Raw genomic sequence first — 19,210 nt, forward strand, 5'->3', positions numbered from 1 at the left:
CCCGCTTCGACAAGCTGGCCATCACCTACCGCGCCGGATTCGTCCTGGCCCTCATCGTGGAATGGCTCAAATCATTAGGAGACACGACCTAGTGGGCACGGTATCCGCTCGGCGAACCGCTCGAGCGCAACGCCTCTTCGATCGCGGCCTCCAACCGGCCAGGTCGAACAACGGGTCGAGGTGCACCATCCGCTGGCCATGACCCGCGCATCCGCCGACAACCCTTTCGAAGGCGGCAGCGGCCCCAAGCGCGCCGCTCGGCCAAAGCCCAACGCGGCCTCGAACGACCTTCCGGAGAACAATGATTCCGTTTTTCAGGAGAAACAACCCAACCCGATCACGAATGTCCTTGGTGATCCGTTCCGTATCCGTCGACGCCGCTTGAATAGTCGAACACGATAAGGAGACAGTCGGCATGTTCGATGATGACCTCGCACAAAGTCTGGTGGACCGGGCTACCACGTTCCAGCGGGCGCTCGTCGCCACTTCGTGCTTGAACCGAGCGGTCGCCCTCACGCACGACGAGTGGACGGACCGTGAGGTACCCGGATTCCGGCAACTCATCGATGACTCAACGGAATTCTGTCGGGCCCGAGCGGTCGGCGGTCCGCCCCGGACTGATCCGGACCTCCTGGCCGCACGATTCCGCGAGATTCTCTGCCCGGACGATTGGCCGTGCGACGAACCCGACGGTCTCGCGGCCTGGCTCATGGACGTGGTCTCGATCGCGGATTATGTGATACGGACGTGGAACGAGCCCGACCTGAGCGATTCTCGGTGCTTCAATGTCCTTGTCGCCTCCTATTCCCTAGCGGGAATGTTGAACGACGATGCTGTTCAAACCGGCGCCTGGGATCTCGGCGAGCTCGAGGTCACGAGGCAGATCGCCGACCTACGAGCAGTGATCAGCCTGCACAATCCGATCGGTGTCGACCAATTGGACTGGCTGTTGGCGGAGTCAGATGCGCTCGCCGAAGCGTATCGGCGAAGATTCGAGGATATTGTCGCTGAACATGGATCGGAGCAATGACGGAGTGACCGCACAGCTATGATGATTTCGAGCGTCACTGAAATCGCCTACCTGGCAGCGTGATAGCCGGGCTGTGTGGTGGCGTTCGTGCTCCCCCAGCTCCGTTCCGCCGACCACATTTGATCCTGGTCGAGTGCGACGACGCTCCCAGCGCCTATGACGGCCGTGATGGCCAGGTCGCCTGTTGCGGCTTTTCGGATGCCAGGCAGGCGGATCAGGATGCGGTGTCTGCGGTCAGACCCGCCTGCCGTCGAACAACTTCCGCGCACAATGCCCGCTCGGTTTGGTGGAGCGTGCACCGATGAGGGTCGCTGACAGGAGCGGCCCGGGCAAACCGGAACGAGGAGATGCGGCGCGATAACCGGGCACGATCGTCGGCCACTCTTTCGGATGGATCACCCAGGCCAGACAGTAGTTCGAAGCGACACGGGAGCGGCGTTGATCCCGCTGAGATGGCCCGTTTCCTGCGTCCATCCGCAGCGCTCTCGGCGGGCCGCCACTGGTGGTAAACACCTTTTCGAGCTCGGCGACGAGCTTGTCGGCGGTGATCGAACGCTCCACCAGGTGCAGCAGCGATTCCCGGGTGTGCTCGTCGATCATCGACGCGATCTTCACCGCCCGTCCGTCGGTCGTGGAGTCGAACTGAAAGTCCGACGCCCACACCACCTTCCGTGCGCGGTGACAGCGACGACGCCGAAGCCGCGCGAGGGACGGCGATCCCCCTCGATACCACCGCTCGTCGTCCCACCGATAACAAAATGAGAGCAGACCGGCGCCAGCGCGCGGGGTTCAATACCGTGTCAGGGATCTGGTCACCCATCCCAGATCGACTTCCGCCGATGGGAACGTGCCGAGTGGGGGATGGTTGCTGCCGTTGGATGCACGCGCGATATTCCCGTCTCAGTTGTTGAGGTAGGTGAGGACGGCGAGGACTCGGCGGTTGGTGTCATCGGATTGGGTGAGGCCGAGTTTGGTGAAGATATTGGCGGTGTGTTTACCGATCGCACCCTCGCTGATGAAGAGGCGGGCGGAGATCGCAGTGTTGGAGCAGCCTTCGGCCATGAGGGCGAGGACTTCTCGCTCTCGGGGCGAGAGGGTGGCCAGGGGGTGATCGCGGGTGGCGGTAGTGGCCACAAGTTTGGCGATCACCTCGGGGTCCATGGCGGTGCCGCCGGACGCGACGCGGCGGATCGCGTCGATGAACTGGTCTGCGTTGAAGACTCGATCCTTGAGCAGGTAGCCGACCGCGCCGGTGCCGTCCGCGAGAAGCTCACGGGCATAGAGCTGTTCGACATGTTGGGACAGGACCAGAATCGGGAGGCCGGGGCGTTCTCGGCGAGCCTGCAGTGCAGCCTGTAACCCCTCGTCGGTGCAGGTTGGGGGAAGACGAACGTCCACGATCGCCACCTCGAACGTGATATCCCGCAGGGCTTTCTGCAATTCCGGACCCGTTGCCACGGCGGCGACCACCTCGAATCCGTGCGCCTCGAGCAGATGGGTCATGCCGTCTCTGAGCAGGAAGAGATCCTCGGCGAGGACGATTCGCACTAGCGCTCCGCGGTCCGGTGTCCATGTGGCACTTCGAATATTACGACGGTCGGGCCGCCGGGCGGACTGGTGAGAATCACGCGACCGTCGAAACTGGCGAGGCGACGCTCGATGCCACGCAGTCCGCTGCCACGCGTCGGGTCGGCGCCCCCTGCTCCATTGTCATGGACGGTGACTCGGAGCAGATCAGAGGCTTCGTGCAGGCCGATCAGAATCTGGTCGGCACAGGAGTAACGAACAGCATTGGTCAGCGCTTCGGCGATGGCGAAGTAGAGGGCGGATTCCACCGGGGCGTCCACCGGCGTGTCGAGGGTGGCGTCGACCTGAACCGGTATCGGGCTGTCGAGGGCGAGCGCGCGGATCGCATCGACAAGACCTCGCTCGGCCAGCACCGGTGGGTGGATACCGCGGACCAATCCCCGCAGCTCGGCCAGCGCCGCCGCGGAGGTGTCGCGCGCCTGTGCCACCAGGGCTTTCGCGGCGACGGGATCGCGGTCGATCAGGACTTCCACCGTGCTCAGGGTCATGCCGACCGCGACCATGCGAGCCTGCGCACCGTCGTGCAGATCCCGTTCGATGCGACGCAGTTCCGCGGTGAGTGTGTCCGTTGCGGCCGTACGAGTTTCGGTGAGCTGCTCGATCCGGACCGCGAGCTGTTCCCGCTCCGACCGTAGCCGGGCGTGAGCTGTGGGAACCAGGAGCAGTCCCAACCAACGCCCGTGCAGTTGCAGCAGCGGCGGAGCCAGCACGAAACCGGCTGTAATCAGGATTGGGCCGACAATAATTGCCGCCCATACCGACCCGAAGAGCTCTCCGTACCAGGGCGACAGCGTCGTGCCCAGAGGAGCCTGCAGCACCGGCAGTGTCAGACCCCACAGGCCGTAACCGATCGATGCCACTGGCAAGAGCATCGGCGGCCCGGCCAGCGGCTGGCAAGCCAGCCATAGCAGATCCCGCCAGGTCGCGGGATCGAACCACATGTTGCGCGCACGCGCGACGAGCCCAGCCCATCCAGTTGCGGGCGGAACCGCGCCGTCGCCCGCGATCGTCGGTCGCCGCGGATCGCAGGCGTAAGGCCGCGGTAGCTCGCGACCGAACCAGCCGATTCCCCACTGCCGGAACATATTGGGCAGCCATCGCGCCCATGCCACCGCCCACATGGCGACCACCGGTCCGGTGAGCACCACCGCCAGCAGACAGACCAGCAACAGCAGCGGAGCCAGCAGCGACAGCACACCGATGACCAGACATCGGATGCTGGACAACAGCCCGACTCCGAACCGGCGACGCCACACGACTGCCCGCGTGATCGCCGCCTCCGAGGCCGGTCCAAGCAGCAGCCGAGTCCATTTTCCATGCAGCATGAGCATTCTCGGTGCGAGAAGCACACCCGCGACCATGCATAGCAAGCCCGCCACCAACGCGACGATCGGTGTACCCACCACGACCGCCGGCTGCAGCACGAGCATGGCAACCCCTGATCCGATCAGCGCGGACGGAGCGATCGCCAGCGCACCGCCAACGATCGGATCCGCCAGCGTCCACACGAGGTCCCGCCAGGTCGCCGGATCGGTCCAAATCCAACGGGAACGCAGCGCGAACGCGGCTGTTCGCGCCGTCGGGTATACCGTGCCGTCCGAGGCGTGGAAACGGGTGTCCGCACCGCGCACCGCTGTTCGCGGTGCCGCGCGGTAGGGATCGGCGACGGGCACCCGCGACCAGGTGCCCGACAACCGGCGCGCCAGACTGGTCACCACGCGAGTGCGCTCGACAACGGGCGGAAAGAAAAAGATCAAACCGATACAAGCCAGGGCGATCGCCAGGAGCTGGGTCGCGGCGGCGAGTACTTCGAGGGGACCGAGCGCGAACCGAGCCAGACCGCAGCAGAGGGCCCGAATACAAGCACGCGCCTGTCGCATTCCGACCTCCTCGTTTGTGCCAGCCGAGTTCGTCGGCCGCTGTCGACGACGCTTTCGTCTGGCCTGATCGGGGCGCCCCGCCCCGCGGTCTCCTCGAGTGTGACCCACATCAGTGCCCTGCGCAGGGGCCCTCGGTCCCGGAGCAAGGTGGGGCTACCCCTACCCTGATGGAGTGCCAGCCGGATATCCGGCATGCGATGGCGTCCGTAGCTTCGGTCAGGAAACGAATTCCGCCGAGTGTGTAGGACATCCGATGAATTCATCCGTACCGACGGTGCCGAACCGTGACGTCACATCACCCGATCCTCGGCGCACCGCAATCATCAATATCGGAATCAATGTCGTTGCGCCCATCGCCCTGTACTACGGGCTGCGCGCGGCGGGGGTTGATCAATGGCTCGCGGTCACCCTCGGTGTGATCCCACCGGCCGTCCATGCCTCATGGACGGTCGCTACTCAGCGTCGCGTCGATGCGCTGGCGCTGTTCACGATGAGCATCATTGGGCTCAGCCTCGCAGCCTCGTTCATTACCGGCAGCCCCAGATTCGTTCTCGCCAAGGACGGCTGGCTCACCGCGATCGTCGGCCTGTGGATGTGCGCGACGCTGCTGCGGACCCCGTTCTATTTCCAGATGGTGCGCACACTGACCACAGGAGCGATGCGCGAACGCGTCGAAATCTGCTGGGAGCGTTCGAGAACTTTCCGGCGGGCTATGGCGTGGGCCTCCACGATCTGGGGTGTCGGTCTGATCCTGGACGCGGTGGTGCGGGTCGTGCTCGCCTACACCCTGCCCGTCGACCAGGTACCGCTTGTCAGCGGCCTGCAGTACATCGTGGTCTTCGTCGCCTTGGAGGTGGGTAGCCTTCGGGTCGTGCGCAACTCGCGCACACGCGCCAAGGTCGCCGCCGAGGCGGGCGTGCCGTCGGATTGATGACGACCGAGAAGCTCGTGACGCTCTCGGCAAGCGAGTGATGTCGTAGTAGCCGAAACCGTTGAGCCTACGCATCTGTCGCCGTCGCACAGCCTGACGCCACGTCGACGGCCAACTTAGCTATCGCGCGAACAGTGACAAGAATCTGACCACCAGTAAATCAGGAAACCCTTGATCGCCGCAGACCCAATAACGGTCTACTGCCTTGCGGAACAAAGTCGCAGAGCCGATACCCTGCCGCCGATCCCGGGCAGGACTCGGACGGCTCGACCGATCGAACTGTCTCCGGGTGCTGCCCAATGGTTTTGCTGTTCACGAATTCCGTAGTCCGAGAAGGAAATCGGTGAGGCCGTCAGTGTCGGCAACGTAGCCGCCTACGTCGTCGAGCGGCCCCTGCGCGATGACATTCGCCTGACACCGCGGTACCTCAATCGGCCGCCGATTGTGGCGACGCCCGGCGGCGTGCAACCGATGGCCGCACTGTCCCACACGAAGAACGCTGTCCAGCGTGAATGCCCAGGCGGGAGAAATGGTAGACAGACCACCCACTATCAGGTCCTCGGTCGACGTGGCGCAGCATCGTGGCTTCGGTGACTCGGCCGAGCTCCTTGCCGCACTCGCACAACTGGCCGCGGCAAAGGATGTGAAGGTCCTGCGGGGCCGAACACGAGAACTCGAACAACGCGTTCCGTTCGCGGCAATGAGAACAATACGTCCAACAACCGGGACGGTCGCATCGAGTTCAGGAAAGCCGATACCACTGGCGTACCCCGCCCCGTCCACCGACAAGGTCGAGTTCAGCCGGGAACTGGCTACCAGCGAGTGTTTTCTCACCGCGGCCGAAGCCTACTGCCGTGCGGCAGGGCCCACCGTGGTGATCCTGGACGACGCCCAGTGGGCCGACTCGTCGAGTCTGTTCACGCTGCGGCGGTTGGGCGAAGCCGCCCAACGCATCCCGCTGGTGATCGTGGTCGCCGTCCGGCCCCTGCCGCGAGAAAGCGAGATGTCGGCGTTGCTCGCACAGTACGCGTCGTGGGGTGCCGAACACCTGCAACTGGGCCCGATGAGTGAGCCAGAAGTGGCCGCATTGGTCGAGATCGCACTCGGCTCGCCCGCCGGGCCCCACTTGTCCGCCCTTGTGTCCGGTGCCGGCGGCAACCCGCTGTACGTGATCGAACTGCTGGCGGGGTTGATGCGGGGCGAGTTGATCGAGCTCGGCGAAATCACACCGGAATCAGGGGATTTCACGGTCGGCGGGTCGAGCACACTGCCGCTGCCCCGATCACTGACCGATGCGATCGCGCGGAGACTGGACTTCCTGCCCTTGCCCGCACGCCAGATCCTGCCGATGGCAGCGGCATTGGGCCCCGGCGTGGAAGCGATCGAATTAGCCACGGTGCTCGACGCCGCACTCATCGATGTGTGGACGGTGATCAGCGCGGCCTTCGAGGCCGGCCTTCTGGTTCGTGCGGGAGACGAGCTGGTGTTCCGGCATGAACTGATTCGTCAGGTGCTCGCCGAGCAACTTCCCACGTCCACGCGCGCGACACTGCAGCGGCGGGCTGCACGGATACTGATGTCGATGGAGGCCCCCGTCGAGCGCATCGCGGCCTATCTGCGGGCCAGCGATGCACCCTTGGACACCAACTGGTTGGAGTGGCTGATCGACGTCGCCGATACCCTGATGGCGCGCGCCCCGCAACTTGCGGTCATTCTCTTGACGAGAGCGAAAGCCACTGTCGGGCTCGACGCCGAGCGCGGTAGCGCATTACAGGTGCGCCACGTGCGTGCTCTGCTGTGCAACGGCGAGGCGGCACAAGCCGAAGCGGCGGCGCAACGGGCGCTGGCCGAAGACGCTGCCGTAGCCGGTCGGCCAGACCAGACCCACGACTCGCTGCTGTGGCTCCTGGCCCACGCGTGCTTCGTGCAAGGGCGGGTGTCCGATGCGCTCGCTGTCGCGGAATCCGCCACTGCCCTCCACTCTGCTCGAGCTGGCGCGCCTGCACTTCCTGCAGGGCCGGTGGGACGATGCCATGACCGATCTGCGGTCCTGCCGAGTCGCACCGGACGTGTTCGGCCAGCTGCCCGCAGTGGAATATTTTGTCGCCCTGATCGCCGTTCACCGCGGCACCTTGACAATTACTCCGTTGCCGCCTGCTCCGAACCGTCGTGTAGGTAGTCGTGGCTATCGCCATGTGCACTCCTGGGTCGACGCCCTGGCTCACGAAGCGCACGACCGACCGGACCTTGCGCTGGAGACGATGGTCGACGCCTGCGCTGAAGCCGCGGAGGGCCCGAACGCGGCCACGATCCATCACCTGTACCCGGATATGGTGCGGCTGGCAGTGATCACCGGGCGCAGCGATGTCGCCGACAAGGTCGCCTCGGCGGCGGAGGAGCTGGCATCGCGCTACTCGACACACAGCCGCCACGGCACTGCGGCACTGTGCCGCGGGCTGGCGGAGAACCGACCCGCCCTGCTGGGCGAGGCCGCGCGATCGTTCCGAGAAGCGGGTCGACCGTGGTACGAGGGGCAGGCACACGAAAACATGGCCGCTCTGCTTGCGATGTCCGGCCACCTCGACGAGGCGAGGGCCGCCCTCGGCGACGCCATCGAGAGGTATACCGGATTAGGTGCGCAGTGGGATATCGCACGAGTCGAAGCGCGCCTACGGGAGTATGGGATTCGTCGAGGACGGCGAGGACCTCGCAATCGCCCCAAGTCCGGCTGGGCGGCGCTCACACCGGCCGAACGCAAAGTCGCCGACCTGGTAGCACAGGGATGCTCCAACTCCGATATCGCGACCACCATGTTCTTGTCACCACGCACTGTGCAGTCGCACGTGTCCAGCATTCTTGCAAAACTAGACCTTCAGTCACGAGTTCAGGTGGCGGTGGCCATGACTCGTCAAAATTCATGAGACGCGTAAAGTCCACCTCCGCAACATGTTTCGGCCCGCTTACCTCGAGACGCGTGGGATGGTGCGGTGCGTCGGCGTGGTGGACGATGCCAGTCCAGGTGGCGAAGCGATGGTGTGCGGCGACTTTCGCCGGATCGGGGTACAGCGTCGAGATGAACGACCGCAGCAGTTTCGTCGTCGTCGCATCGTTGCTCGGCAACCAGGCTGCGAGGTCCCCGGATCGCGGCGCATTGGGCGGCGAGCGAGTGCCGAATTCGCCGTGCTGCGAACCGGTTTCGGTAACGTAGCGGATAGCGGGGTGAGCTGCCCGCGGCCGCCGGTGACGCTCACCTGGAAAGGAATGCCGGAGTTGGTCAGCGCGCTGGCCCGGGATCCGCTGGGCCCGTGTGCTTTCAGATATCCGCCGCAGGCGCGTTCCAGCACAGCCCGCGGGGGAACCGGGTCGCTGCCGAGTGCCAGTAGCTCGGCGACCCGCCGCAGCGCACCTCTGAAAGGACAGCACGCCAGGCCCAGCGCCAACTATCAAGTGCCCCAACACAAGTGCAAGGCATGTGGGCGCCCGAAACGGGGCGCTGCGATCGGAAGTCGGCGCAGCATATCCGCATAAATGCGGATATTTTCGATCTATCGGCTGCGTAGAGTACGGGGCGCCTCGAGGCAATGACACGCTCAGAAAATCGGAGTTGATATGAGAAGCGGAAACGCTATTGCAGTTTCTGTGGCAGCTACTGCAGCATTGGCGGGTGGCGCAGTGGCGCTAGGGTCCGGCACCGCAGCAGCTGCATCCTACAACGGCGTGTGCGGCGCCGGCTACTCCGTCATCGATCACGCGGATCTCCAGGGCGGCACAGTCTTTCTTACTTACAAGGATGGCTGGAATTGCGTTGCGACCGTTAGAGACCAACCCGGTGCAGCCATTCATATGATGGCCGAAATTTCTTCCAGCGCTGATCCCAGCAATATTCACATCGACCAAGGAAATTACACTACCTACGCGGGTCCGGTATATGTTTATGCCCCGCACACATGTGTAACCTGGGGAGGGCAAATTCAGCCACCTCCCCCCTACCAGGGTGGAAACGCTGTGATTCGCGGCGGTCACTGCGAATGACGGCAGCGAGGATCCTCGTTGCCGCCGACCAGCCGTAAGTGTTTGAGCCAGCGGGTATTGCGCTCGACCAAAGTACCGATCGCAGCGCCTTGACGGGCACTGGTAAGCGATCTGATCATCGGCCCTTGCAGACCATGGATGAGGCCCGTAAGCAGGCACGCCTCGTCTTCACTGACACCCGCGCGCGACTCATCGGGACTGCGGGCAATGCCGCGCCCGGCTTGACCAAAGCTCTCGAACTCGCGGTAGTCACCCTCGCCGCCGAACACGTTGGGTCCTCGACATCGACGAGTCCAGATCCGAATTCCCGCTATCGCCCTGCCGTCGAGCTGCTTCCTCGCCAGCGATGACAGTCCGCCCACGAGAACGGTCGAAGCCCATGGGTGGCTATCCTTCAATGACCGGAGAGGCCGACAACTCGCTGGGCCTCGCGCTATCGAGCTGTGGCATATATTTCTCGGTAATTGTTGGGAACAGCTAACGATCCCGGTCGGGTGCACGACAAAAAGGCCGCGGTCCCTTTCGAGCCGCAGTCGGAATCCTGTTTCTAATCGAGGAGTTCTATGTACAAAACCATCCCTGGTCGCGGTCTGTCCGCTCGCGCCCTGCTCAATCGGCAAGTCACGGCGGCAGTTCTCGTCATTCTCACCTCCGCGGCGGCGATCAGTGGCTGTACGACTACGTCGACGCCGACGGGCCAGTCGTCGACGACGGCATCGACCGTGGTCGCCGCACCCTCCTCGCCGGCTGCCAGCACCCCTTCTCTGTCGGGCAATGGCGCCGGTCCCTCCCAGTCGAGTGGTGGCGATGGATCTCCACTGTCAGGAAGCGGCGACCCGAACACACCCTCGGCGGAATCCCCTGCCCCGCAACCCACTACATCGGCATCGACGCAGCCCAACTCTAGCTCGTACCCACCGTCAGGGACGCCCTTCGGCGGCGAAGGCCTTGGTGCACAGCAGATCACCGACTTGCAGAAGGCCGTCGACAGCGGCCACCAGCCCTGGCGGCTGGACCGCATTCAAGTCGCAAAGACTTTCGTGCAGAACCGATTCGGCTGGACCAACGTCCGAACTAGCGGCGACGCCCCCACGATCGTCTTCGTCACCAACAGCGATGGCGGCAAGGTCGGCTTGAACCTCAGCCAGCCGGCAACCCAAGGCGCCCACGGAATCTGGGTCGTGCAGAGTGGGATGTGGAGCCGCGAGGGTTGAGGATCGAAGTGAGAGCCGCCGGGAATCGAACCGGCGCTCTCAGCTGGCCTCGGCGAATCCTGGGGCATCGCAGCGGTAACCAGTGTGATCGTTTTGCGGCGCGGACCGGGCTGGACAGTCCGGCTCGGATCCGGCCGGCCAACTCGTTGCCGAAGGGAAGGTGGTCAGTCCCAGGCCCTGGCGCATGGCAGGCTGCGCAGGACAGGTCTGCACGGCTGGTGGGATCGAACGCCGCGACCAGCGATCGCAGGCGCGGCTGTTCAGTCGAGGAGCATGGCCGCGCCGAGGGAACCGAGGGTCGAGTGTCTACGGCAGCCGACAGCGATCCTCGAGTAGGTGCGCCGACGAGGTCGATCGAGGCCGAGCTTGCGTAGCAACGCAAAGCAATTGCGGGCCGGCACGCTGATGCGGGCCGGCGCTCGACGTTCTACAGGGGGCCGATGTGGCAGATCGAACTGGCGGTGGCGAGGGCGCAGAGCAATGCGTAGAGCGGGTTGATGACCGCCGCGGAACCGGATTGAAGTCCGGCGGAGCCGGTCTGGATGAGCGAGGATCCGGTACCGGGTGTCGGCGTGTCGGCGATCGCGGGAGTCGCAGCGACTCCGCTGAGGGCGGCGGTAAGTGTCACTGTGGCAAGGGTTTTGGTGAGCAAGCGGCTCATGGTGCAGTCCTTTTCATGCTATCGATCAGAGTATGCCGCTGCCACTGCCGAGATTTGCAGGCCTGTGCAAACAAGGCAGGGCGTCGGGTGGATCCGCCGTAGATGCCGCAGAGGGCGAGGTACATGCTCGCGAACACGTAATAATCCGGCTGGGCGGATATGTCGCTCCAGGCTGGCGGACATGATTTCTCCGGATCGGCGGACCTCTGGATCTGCGGGACACCTGTGAACAACTGCAAACCGGGATCTTGTCGGGCGCCTTCGCTGGCGGTGTGTGTTCGCTCGTCAACTGCGTCGACGAGATCCCGTTGGCCAGGTCCGGCAGCAAGATCAGGGAGCTGCCGAAACTCGATGCGGCCGACGCCTGCAGGACTTTGCCGTGCCGGGAGTCCCCGGTATTTGCCATCCGCATCGCGGCGTTGTGCAGGGCAGTCTCGAGCTGGCCTGGGACAGGCACTGACATATGGACAAAGTTCTGCACAGTGCGTGCAGTTTCCACCCTGCCCATCGTCCCCCTCGCTCGAAGATCATCCGGCGACAAGCATCGTTGAACGTGCGCACTCAGATATCCGCCAAAGCACCGAAGAAGGCGCTCCGCTCCGCCGCTGAAGAATCCGTCGACGCATGTTCCGCGGCCGAGACAACCGACACCCCCACGGCACGCGCTGACCATCGACCAGGTTCACAATCTGGGACGTATCGCCTCAACCAGGGGCAACGATAGACCCCTCGATGCTCTGATCGTGCGACTTCTTATCGAAACTGCCTGCCGCAGAGGAAGTTTGCTGCATTTGGCGGTCGACAACCTCAACGTCGAAGACTGTCTGGTGCGTCTGCACGAGAAGGGACACACGATCCGATGGCAGCCGATCTCCCCGCCGCTGATGCGCACACTGCTCGAGCACGCCGCGGTGCGCGGTGGCCCCACCACCATGCGCCAGAAGCCATCTCCCCTAGGCCGCGGCGCTGGGAGTCAGTCCGCATTGGCTACGGCACAGGGGGTAACGGCACGGGAAGCGAATGCTTGCGATGAAGCCCGATCTCTGACACCTGTTCTACCGAGCCTCGAATCCGACTCCTGCGCCTGCGGCGTTGACCGATGCGTGATGACAGGATGCGCGAATGATCGAAGAAGATCCGAAGGAACTCGTCCGACGGGGTTACAACGCGCTGTCCGACCGCTACGACGAGGCATTCCGCGGTGGCACCAAGTACGAGGCATGGCTGAGGGAGTTGGATCGGCACGTCGTTGCTGCGGGGACTGTTCTCGATCTCGGTTGCGGTTCCGGAATGCCGGTCGCCCGAACGCTGGCGGGCAGCGGCCGCCGGGTGATCGGCGTCGATATCAGCGACGTTCAAATCGATAAGGCCCGTGCGCTTGTTCCGACGGCTGAATTCATCTGTGCTGATGCGGCGACAATCCACTTCGAACCGGGGTCGTTCGACGCCGTCGTCTGTCTCTACGCACTCATCCACATGCCACTGGACGAGCAATCCCTATTACTGACCAGAATTGCCGAGTGGCTGCGGCCGAACGGATGGTTCGTCACCACCACTGGCCACGACTCCTGGACGGGAATCGATCCCAACTGGCTCGGCGGAGACGCAACCATGTGGTGGAGTCAGGCCGACGCCGCTACCTACCGATCCTGGCTCACGCAGGCTGGTCTCACGGTTGTCGGTGAGGAATTCGTCCCGGAAGGAACCAGCGGACACACCTTGTTCTGGACAGTGAAGGAACCTCATGGGACTCCCCCGAGCGCGGTCGCCAGGTAAACCGCGTCGAAAGACGCTGCCGGAAACGGTAATTCGCGGGCATCGGCACGACGGTCTCCAGCCGCTGCGTCCGGCGCACCACGTGATCGAGCATGCCCTGCTGCACGTCGACCACGTCCAAACGCCCCTGCATATCGAGCCGCTGCACCACCTGCACCACCCGAATACCGGTGCCGGGCCCGATTTCTCAGTCGGAAAGACGGCGCGCGGCGAGGTGGTTGCGTTCCGCGCCCTCGGCGCCACTGCGACAACACCAAGCCCGACTCAGCCACTACCGGCGACGAAGCCATCCTCACACGTGGAAACCGTTGCAGTGTTAACGGCTGCCGAACGGAGTCAGATGACACAGGTTCCTGACCGTTACTGTCGCGGCATTGAGTTCGCTGTGGGGCACAGGATCGGGTGTGGGACCGGTAGCGGTGATCTTGTAGCGGTCGGCAACTGCCTGCAGGCGCTCGGCATCCTTGTGCACGCCATCCTGATCACGGCCTTCGTACCGTGACGCCTCGTCGGCAAGGGCACTCGTGCTGATGGTCACATGGAGACAAGCGGGAAAGTCGCAGGGACGAACCTTCTCGTGCACCTTGCTGAAGCTCTCACAGAGGGTGGCTTCATTGACGGAGTTATCGCTGCAGGCGGACGCGAGCGCGACGATCAAGAGCGAGGCAGGTATGGCGAGGTGGATATGCGCTCTGGTCGTGAACACCCTCGTGTCGTACCGCACAGCAATGATTGTGACACGGCCGGATTGCCCCGAAGTGGTCTTCGACGTAAAGAACGGCAGCGCTCGCGGCCAAATCCACAATCGCGACGACCACCCGACCGGGATCGCCTTCGCCGTTTCCGCAATACAGCAAAGGCTTTCATGTATCAGCTACAAGCCGATTACCTGGTCTCTGATCCGCAACATCAACGAATCCAACTCGGCCACAACATGATCCAACACCACACACCAGAACTACCAGCACCCACTCGAACAAGTGGTGCCCAACGGGCGAAGATGACCTGGCTGATCACAAGAAGACGATGACCAAGACCACGATGAGGATGAGGACCGCGAGGATGCCCACCGCAGCCACCAGGGATCTTGCGCTGATTCGGCCACGCGTGCCCTGTCCTCTTCGGAAGTCAGCGCGGTGTAAACACGCGGAAGCAATATCGCGTTGGGTCGATCCTTGTCAAAGAACCATCCGCCATCGAATCCCTTGGCGACTGAAAGGTGGACCTTGTCAGGCTCGTCCGTCATCAGTACTTCGGACCACCTGCGGAACGGCCTCTTCTTGTCTATCAGGGTGTGAAAGCCTTCGAGATCCACGTCGACGAGGCCGCCGACGACGCGGACCCGTTCGCCCTGGCGCACGCGATCGAGGATCTCGTCGAGAAGGCGCGGTTCGAGATACTTGCGGGACAAACTGACCAAGCCCTGCCACAGCGCGGCTGGGGCGTCCGACTTACCGTCGTAGCTGTACTCAACCGTGACATGCGGTTCAACCGTCACGTCCGGTTCGTCAGCATTAGCGTCAGGCCATCGCCCGATCGCAAAGAGCACGGTGTTGGAGGTGTGTGCGGGAAGGCCGTTCACGGTGTGAGTCGTTCGGGTCCACTTCTCCAGCCACGACACCCGACATGCCGGGTGGTGACCCTCGACCATCGCCCCACATTATTGCGCTGCCCCTCAAAGGAAGCGAAACCGCGAACCGGCAGATAATCCTCGAATGACACCGCCTGCTCGATGGTGTCGATTCGCAGGTGCACTGCACCGATTCGTCCGGCGAACCGTCGGCGCAGGTGCGGGTGTTCGCCACCGGCAACGGCCGCAAAACCGTCCCGGTCGACGCCCATTTGGTCGCGCTGGCCGCACGGTCGCGGCCAAGTTCGTCGCGACGATCGATCAGCAGTCCGAGTGCGACGAGTTCCGTATCTGCTTGCACTCGTCGCAGGGAGCGGGGCAGGCCGAGCGGGACTGATCCGGCGACGCGTGAGCGGATCGGTCAGATCGCCCGGCGCTGCCCCGAGACCTGGGCAGGCCGTTCTCGACGTGGAGTTTGTCGAAGATTCGGTATGTGTTGCGGATCAACGCAATCGCCGACATCAGCCGTGCGACATTGCGGAAAATCCTAAAAGACCAAGGGATCTCGTCGCGGGCCAACCCAAGCCCAGAACGTCTTACTCATCACCGCAATCCGCAAGCCATACTCTGGCCCCGATCCCGTTGACGGTTGAACACTGCAAACACAATTCAATGCTGCCAACAACCGCTGCGTTCATTTGACTGGTCTAATTTGTCGTAGGACGATCTATCTACGGCTGGCACGCAATGCCGCCTGAGCCTGTGCAGCGGAGGGATTCGCGTGGGCTGACACATATCGACACATATCCGCCGGTCAGTCGAGACCTGTTTATCCAGCATCGAATGCCACGGCCGTGAGCTGAACGGCCGTAGACATGGTCAGCACAGCAGACCTGGAGGTAGGCAATCTTGAACGTCTATGAAGCGGTCACGAGCCGACGGGCGGTACGTGGATTCACCAGCCAGCCTGTCCCGAAGGAAGTGCTGGAGCGCGTGCTCGCCGCCGCGGCTTGGTCCCCGTCCGGATCCAACCTCCAGCCGTGGAACTCCTACGTACTGACCGGCGCGCCGCTCGCCGAGCTCAAGAAGCTCGCCGGCGAGCGCGTGGCCGCAGGCGACCCCTGGGACGAGCGCGAATACGAGATGTACCCGTCCGCATTGAAATCCCCCTACCGCGAGCGCCGAGCCGCCTTCGGCAGGGAGCGTTACGGCGAACTCGGCATTTCGCGCGAGGACATGGAGGCACGCCAGCGGGCAGCTGCCGCGAACTGGGACTGTTTCGGCGCACCCGCCGCCCTGTTCTGCTACATCGACCGCGACCTGGGCCCACCCCAGTGGGCAGACGTCGGCATGTATCTGCAGACAGTCATGCTGCTGCTGCGCGCCGAAGGGCTACACAGTTGCCTGCAAATGGCGTGGTCGGTCTACCGCAAGACCGTTGCGGAGGTCGTGTCACCGCCGGACGAGCTCATTCTCTTCTGTGGCATGTCGATCGGGTTCGAGGACGTCACGGTGGGTTACGCCCGAACAGAGCGGGCGCCGCTCGATGAGACGGTCACGTTCGTCGAGCGCCGGGGGGCAGCTGAAGGCCGTCGGCGTATCAGCGGTCCCAGCGTCGCGGATTACGTCACAGACAGCCACGAGTGATGGCGATGACGCGCGCACATAGCTGGGTCGTTCAGCTCAACGTTGAGCTGACCGACCGAGATGGCCTCTCGCGCTCGGACATTCAGCAGCCGACTCCCAGCCGTCGAGTGCACGATGATCTATTCGAACGCCCGGTGATGCCGAAGTGCGAGATGGCGGCTCGAATGGGATAGCGCAGCCGATCTCGGCCGGTCACTGATGTGCGCCGGGCTGGCAGCCAGTGCCTCGCCCGGCCGCCTGGGTGCCGTCGATCTGGCGGCGTGCCCGGTCATATTCGCCGGGCCTGCGCGCGGCTCCGACCGACATAACCGGCGGATCCTGGGTTCAGCTCGGTGCAGCTACCCGCCGGTCGTGGCGCGCCTCGAGCTCGTCGTCTTCGACGACGACGAGCATCGGTTGGCCAGGGGTACACATCATCGTGACGAGGTAGCGGAGCGGGATGTCCGAGCGGTTGTTGCCGTCCGAGTAGTGGATTAGGTCTCCGCCGGGTTCCCAGAACGCCTCGCCGGCCTTGATGGCCCGGGGCGGCTCCCCTTCCAGCTCGAACAGCATTTCGCCTTCCAGCACGTAACCGAATGCCGGTCCGCCGGGATGGCGGTGCGGGGGCGCCCCAGGATCGCCGGGCGGCCACTCGACCACAATGGTCATCACTTCGGCGTTCGGCGGCAGAAAAGGCGGGGTGACGCTCTGAATCACGGTCAGCACGTTTTGCAAACGCGCTTCAAGCTCTTGCTGTTTCGACATGGATGTCCGCCTTACTGATCAGATCGCTGCGCCGCTGTCGGCGGCGTCGGCTCCGGCTGGTCCGATCGGACCTGCCTATGCGGTAACCAGGCTGTTCAAGGAGAGCGGTGTTCCGAAGTAACCAGCGTGCGGGTCGACGACGACTGTCTTGGCTCCGCCTTCTCGGGCCAGCACGGCACGGGCCATCTGTTCGAAAGAGATCTTCTCAGGCCCTCCGATGTTCTCGATGTCATCCAGTGGTTCGCCTTCAGCCACTCGGGCGACCTCGGCTGCGACATTGTCGACGGCGATGGGCTGTATCAGCGCGTCTGGTACGCGCACTTCGTCGCCAACCGTCATCGAGGCTGTGATCGCGCCGGTGAACTCGGCGAACTGGGTGGCGCGCACGATCGAGTAGGGAATGTCCGATTCTTGGATGAGCTTCTCCTGGGCGACCTTCGCCCGTAGGTAGCCGCTTTCGGGTAGCTGGTCGGCACCAACGATCGACACCGCGACGTAGTGCCTGACGCCCGCGGCCTTCGCGGCAGCCTCCAAGTTAGTAGTCGATCTTGTGAAGAACTCCATCGCGGGATCGTCGTCGAAGGAGGGTGAGTTGGATACGTCAACAACCACGTCGGCACCGGTTAGCGCGTCGGCGAGGCCTTCCCCGGTAAGTGTGTTGATGCCAGTCCTAGGCGACGCTGGCACCGCCTCGTCGCCGTGGTCCCTCAGTTTGTCAACCACTTTTGACCCCAGAACACCTGTGCCACCGATCACAACGATCTTCATGGCTTTCCTTTCCGGATCTCTACCGGGGCATATGAAGCCAGCCGGTCACAAGTGACAACCTGCGTGCACGCGATTTACTTGGTGATCCGCAATATTGGCGTAGAACCAGGCTAAGCCGTCCGTGATGGGTTCCACAGTGAAGATCGCCAGAAACCTGCTTCCTAATGGACTCCGGCACAATCGGAAAGCACGTGGATCTTCGATCCGGCTTTGCCGCGGTCGACCTGGCTCGGCACGACCACCGAGGGTCTGACCGGGCAGGACTGCGATCGTCCCGCGCTTTCCCATAGATCATGCCGGGGCTAGGTCGGAATGTCCCAGGTCACGTCGCTGTTGGACCGGGCATGCGTGCGGTCGTCTACTCCGAGACCGGCCCGTCGTCGGTCCTGCGGCTGGTGGAGCGCCCCGAGCCCATTCTAGGTCCGGGCGAGGTGGCGGTCCGAGTTTTGCGTTCGGGCGTGAACCCGACGGATTGGAAGTTCCGCGCGGGTCTGGCGAATATCGTCGGCGAGGTCGCGCCAGGGCAGGACGGCGCGGGCGTCGTGCAGGCGGTCGGGGCGGGCGTCGAACGGTTCGCGGTGGGCGATCGGGTGTGGCTGCTGCTGGCGCAGCACGGCCGGGCCTACGGCACCGCGACCGAGGTGACGGTGCAGCCGGTGAACCATGTCGCGCCATTGCAGGAGGGGGCGTCTCTCGATCTGGGAGCCTCGTTGGGCACGCCATTCGTGACCGCGCACCGGGTGCTGACCTCCGGGGTCGTGTCGCGGCTCGCGCCCGGCTCGCTGGCGGGGCAGGCCGTGCTCGTCGGCGGCGGCGCCGGCGCCGTCGGCAACGCCGCGATCCAGTTGGCCCGCTGGGCCGGGGCGACCGTGATCACGACCGTGAGCTCCGACCGAAAGGCCCGCTTGGCGCGAGCCGCCGGGGCGCACCATGTGGTTAACTATCGCCAGGGCGACACCGCGGCCGCGATCAAGGCGATCGCTCCCGAGGGCGTCGATCTGGTCGCCGAGGTAGCCCCGGCCCCCAACGCCGCGCTGGACCTGGCCGTGACCAGAGTGCACGGCACGGTCGCGGTCTACGCGAACAACGGCGGCGATGAACTGGTCCTGCCGCTGCGGGCAACGTTCCGGAAGAACCTGCGCTACCAGTTCACCATCCTCTACACCCTCGACGAACCTCTCCTGCAGGCGGCCGTGCACGACATCACTGCCGCACTCGCCGACAACGCCCTGCACGTCGGGGAAAACGCCGGCCTGCCGCTGCACCACTACGACCTGACCCGCACCGCAGCCGCCCACGACGCTGTCGAAGACGGCGCGATCGGCAAAGTTCTGCTCGACCTCGACTGAGCGGCATCGGGCGACAACGTG

At 64.1% G+C, this 19,210-nt stretch carries 17 protein-coding genes and 1 pseudogene; 9 read left to right on the forward strand and 9 right to left on the reverse strand.

The window, feature by feature from the left end; translation table 11 throughout:
• The first annotated feature begins 415 nt into the window (after positions 1-415).
• On the forward strand, positions 416-1,030 hold the full coding sequence (locus ACWEO2_RS33195) for a hypothetical protein (protein ID WP_452408946.1): 615 nt from the start codon (positions 416-418) through the stop codon (positions 1,028-1,030).
• Between the two features lie 453 nt (positions 1,031-1,483).
• Here ACWEO2_RS33195 and ACWEO2_RS33200 read toward each other — a convergent pair.
• The 3 genes and pseudogenes from ACWEO2_RS33200 to ACWEO2_RS33210 all read right to left on the reverse strand — a co-directional run.
• A pseudogene (locus tag ACWEO2_RS33200) lies at positions 1,484-1,693 on the reverse strand (IS3 family transposase); the annotation flags it as partial.
• Positions 1,694-1,930: 237 nt separating this feature from the next.
• Positions 1,931-2,578 carry a response regulator transcription factor gene (locus ACWEO2_RS33205; protein WP_354953855.1) on the reverse strand — a complete coding sequence of 216 codons (648 nt, stop codon included), beginning with the start codon at positions 2,576-2,578 and terminating at the stop codon, positions 1,931-1,933.
• Positions 2,578-4,497 (reverse strand): histidine kinase, encoded by a 1,920-nt coding sequence (locus tag ACWEO2_RS33210; RefSeq protein WP_452408947.1) that lies wholly within the window; start codon positions 4,495-4,497, stop codon positions 2,578-2,580. Before ACWEO2_RS33210 ends, ACWEO2_RS33205 begins: the two co-directional genes overlap by 1 nt.
• A 253-nt stretch (positions 4,498-4,750) precedes the next feature.
• On the opposite strand from ACWEO2_RS33210, the gene ACWEO2_RS33215 reads away from it, so the two are divergent.
• The 3 genes from ACWEO2_RS33215 (at position 4,751) to ACWEO2_RS33225 (ending at position 8,349) form a co-directional block, all read left to right on the forward strand.
• Positions 4,751-5,428 carry a VC0807 family protein gene (locus ACWEO2_RS33215; protein ID WP_452408948.1) on the forward strand — a complete coding sequence of 226 codons (678 nt, stop codon included), beginning with the start codon at positions 4,751-4,753 and terminating at the stop codon, positions 5,426-5,428.
• 568 nt (positions 5,429-5,996) lie between these two features.
• On the forward strand, positions 5,997-7,607 hold the full coding sequence (locus tag ACWEO2_RS33220; protein ID WP_452408949.1) for a hypothetical protein: 1,611 nt from the start codon (positions 5,997-5,999) through the stop codon (positions 7,605-7,607).
• 16 nt (positions 7,608-7,623) lie between these two features.
• On the forward strand, positions 7,624-8,349 hold the full coding sequence (locus ACWEO2_RS33225) for a response regulator transcription factor (protein ID WP_452408950.1): 726 nt from the start codon (positions 7,624-7,626) through the stop codon (positions 8,347-8,349).
• 1,098 nt (positions 8,350-9,447) lie between these two features.
• On the opposite strand, the gene ACWEO2_RS33230 is transcribed toward ACWEO2_RS33225, so the two are convergent.
• A complete protein-coding gene (locus ACWEO2_RS33230; protein ID WP_452408951.1) occupies positions 9,448-9,729 on the reverse strand; it encodes a hypothetical protein in 282 nt (93 codons plus the stop codon).
• A gap of 702 nt (positions 9,730-10,431) precedes the next feature.
• Between ACWEO2_RS33230 and ACWEO2_RS33235 the strand changes: the two genes are divergently transcribed.
• Positions 10,432-10,674, forward strand: coding sequence for a hypothetical protein (locus ACWEO2_RS33235; RefSeq protein ID WP_452408952.1), 243 nt, complete (start codon positions 10,432-10,434; stop codon positions 10,672-10,674).
• Between the two features lie 427 nt (positions 10,675-11,101).
• On the opposite strand, the gene ACWEO2_RS33240 is transcribed toward ACWEO2_RS33235, so the two are convergent.
• On the reverse strand, positions 11,102-11,335 hold the full coding sequence (locus ACWEO2_RS33240; protein ID WP_452408953.1) for a hypothetical protein: 234 nt from the start codon (positions 11,333-11,335) through the stop codon (positions 11,102-11,104).
• Between the two features lie 1,122 nt (positions 11,336-12,457).
• Between ACWEO2_RS33240 and ACWEO2_RS33245 the strand changes: the two genes are divergently transcribed.
• Positions 12,458-13,111: a class I SAM-dependent methyltransferase gene (locus ACWEO2_RS33245; RefSeq protein ID WP_452408954.1), complete on the forward strand. Its 654-nt coding sequence runs from the start codon at positions 12,458-12,460 to the stop codon at positions 13,109-13,111.
• A gap of 316 nt (positions 13,112-13,427) precedes the next feature.
• Here the strand turns inward: ACWEO2_RS33245 and ACWEO2_RS33250 are convergent, their stop codons facing one another.
• A complete protein-coding gene (locus ACWEO2_RS33250; protein WP_452408955.1) occupies positions 13,428-13,817 on the reverse strand; it encodes a hypothetical protein in 390 nt (129 codons plus the stop codon).
• On the opposite strand from ACWEO2_RS33250, the gene ACWEO2_RS33255 reads away from it, so the two are divergent.
• Positions 13,810-14,049: a hypothetical protein gene (locus ACWEO2_RS33255; RefSeq protein ID WP_452408956.1), complete on the forward strand. Its 240-nt coding sequence runs from the start codon at positions 13,810-13,812 to the stop codon at positions 14,047-14,049. The two genes, ACWEO2_RS33250 and ACWEO2_RS33255, sit on opposite strands and share 8 nt — an antisense overlap.
• Before the next feature lie 20 nt (positions 14,050-14,069).
• Here ACWEO2_RS33255 and ACWEO2_RS33260 read toward each other — a convergent pair whose 3' ends face one another.
• Positions 14,070-14,762 (reverse strand): hypothetical protein, encoded by a 693-nt coding sequence (locus ACWEO2_RS33260; protein ID WP_452408957.1) that lies wholly within the window; start codon positions 14,760-14,762, stop codon positions 14,070-14,072.
• A gap of 828 nt (positions 14,763-15,590) precedes the next feature.
• Here ACWEO2_RS33260 and ACWEO2_RS33265 point away from each other — a divergent pair.
• Positions 15,591-16,328 (forward strand): nitroreductase, encoded by a 738-nt coding sequence (locus ACWEO2_RS33265; protein ID WP_452408958.1) that lies wholly within the window; start codon positions 15,591-15,593, stop codon positions 16,326-16,328.
• 324 nt (positions 16,329-16,652) lie between these two features.
• Here ACWEO2_RS33265 and ACWEO2_RS33270 read toward each other — a convergent pair whose 3' ends face one another.
• Both ACWEO2_RS33270 and ACWEO2_RS33275 read right to left on the reverse strand, forming a co-directional pair.
• Positions 16,653-17,072, reverse strand: coding sequence for a cupin domain-containing protein (locus ACWEO2_RS33270; protein ID WP_452408959.1), 420 nt, complete (start codon positions 17,070-17,072; stop codon positions 16,653-16,655).
• Positions 17,073-17,147: 75 nt separating this feature from the next.
• Positions 17,148-17,840 carry an SDR family oxidoreductase gene (locus ACWEO2_RS33275; protein WP_452408960.1) on the reverse strand — a complete coding sequence of 231 codons (693 nt, stop codon included), beginning with the start codon at positions 17,838-17,840 and terminating at the stop codon, positions 17,148-17,150.
• 344 nt (positions 17,841-18,184) lie between these two features.
• Here ACWEO2_RS33275 and ACWEO2_RS33280 point away from each other — a divergent pair, with 344 nt between their 5' ends.
• Entirely contained in the window at positions 18,185-19,189 is a 1,005-nt protein-coding gene (locus ACWEO2_RS33280; protein WP_452408961.1) for an NADPH:quinone reductase, read from the forward strand.
• Positions 19,190-19,210 lie beyond the last annotated feature (21 nt).

The sequence above is a fragment of the Nocardia sp. NPDC004278 genome, assembly GCF_053602975.1.

Coding starts and splice junctions, on each gene's coding strand:
- ACWEO2_RS33195 (WP_452408946.1), top strand. CDS start 416: ATGTTCGATGATGACCTCGCACAAAGTCTGGTGGACCGGGCTACCACG.
- ACWEO2_RS33270 (WP_452408959.1), bottom strand. CDS start 17,072: ATGTCGAAACAGCAAGAGCTTGAAGCGCGTTTGCAAAACGTGCTGACC.
- ACWEO2_RS33280 (WP_452408961.1), top strand. CDS start 18,185: ATGCGTGCGGTCGTCTACTCCGAGACCGGCCCGTCGTCGGTCCTGCGG.
- ACWEO2_RS33215 (WP_452408948.1), top strand. CDS start 4,751: ATGAATTCATCCGTACCGACGGTGCCGAACCGTGACGTCACATCACCC.
- ACWEO2_RS33260 (WP_452408957.1), bottom strand. CDS start 14,762: ATGGTCGAGGGTCACCACCCGGCATGTCGGGTGTCGTGGCTGGAGAAG.
- ACWEO2_RS33240 (WP_452408953.1), bottom strand. CDS start 11,335: ATGAGCCGCTTGCTCACCAAAACCCTTGCCACAGTGACACTTACCGCC.
- ACWEO2_RS33210 (WP_452408947.1), bottom strand. CDS start 4,497: ATGCGACAGGCGCGTGCTTGTATTCGGGCCCTCTGCTGCGGTCTGGCT.
- ACWEO2_RS33275 (WP_452408960.1), bottom strand. CDS start 17,840: ATGAAGATCGTTGTGATCGGTGGCACAGGTGTTCTGGGGTCAAAAGTG.
- ACWEO2_RS33245 (WP_452408954.1), top strand. CDS start 12,458: ATGATCGAAGAAGATCCGAAGGAACTCGTCCGACGGGGTTACAACGCG.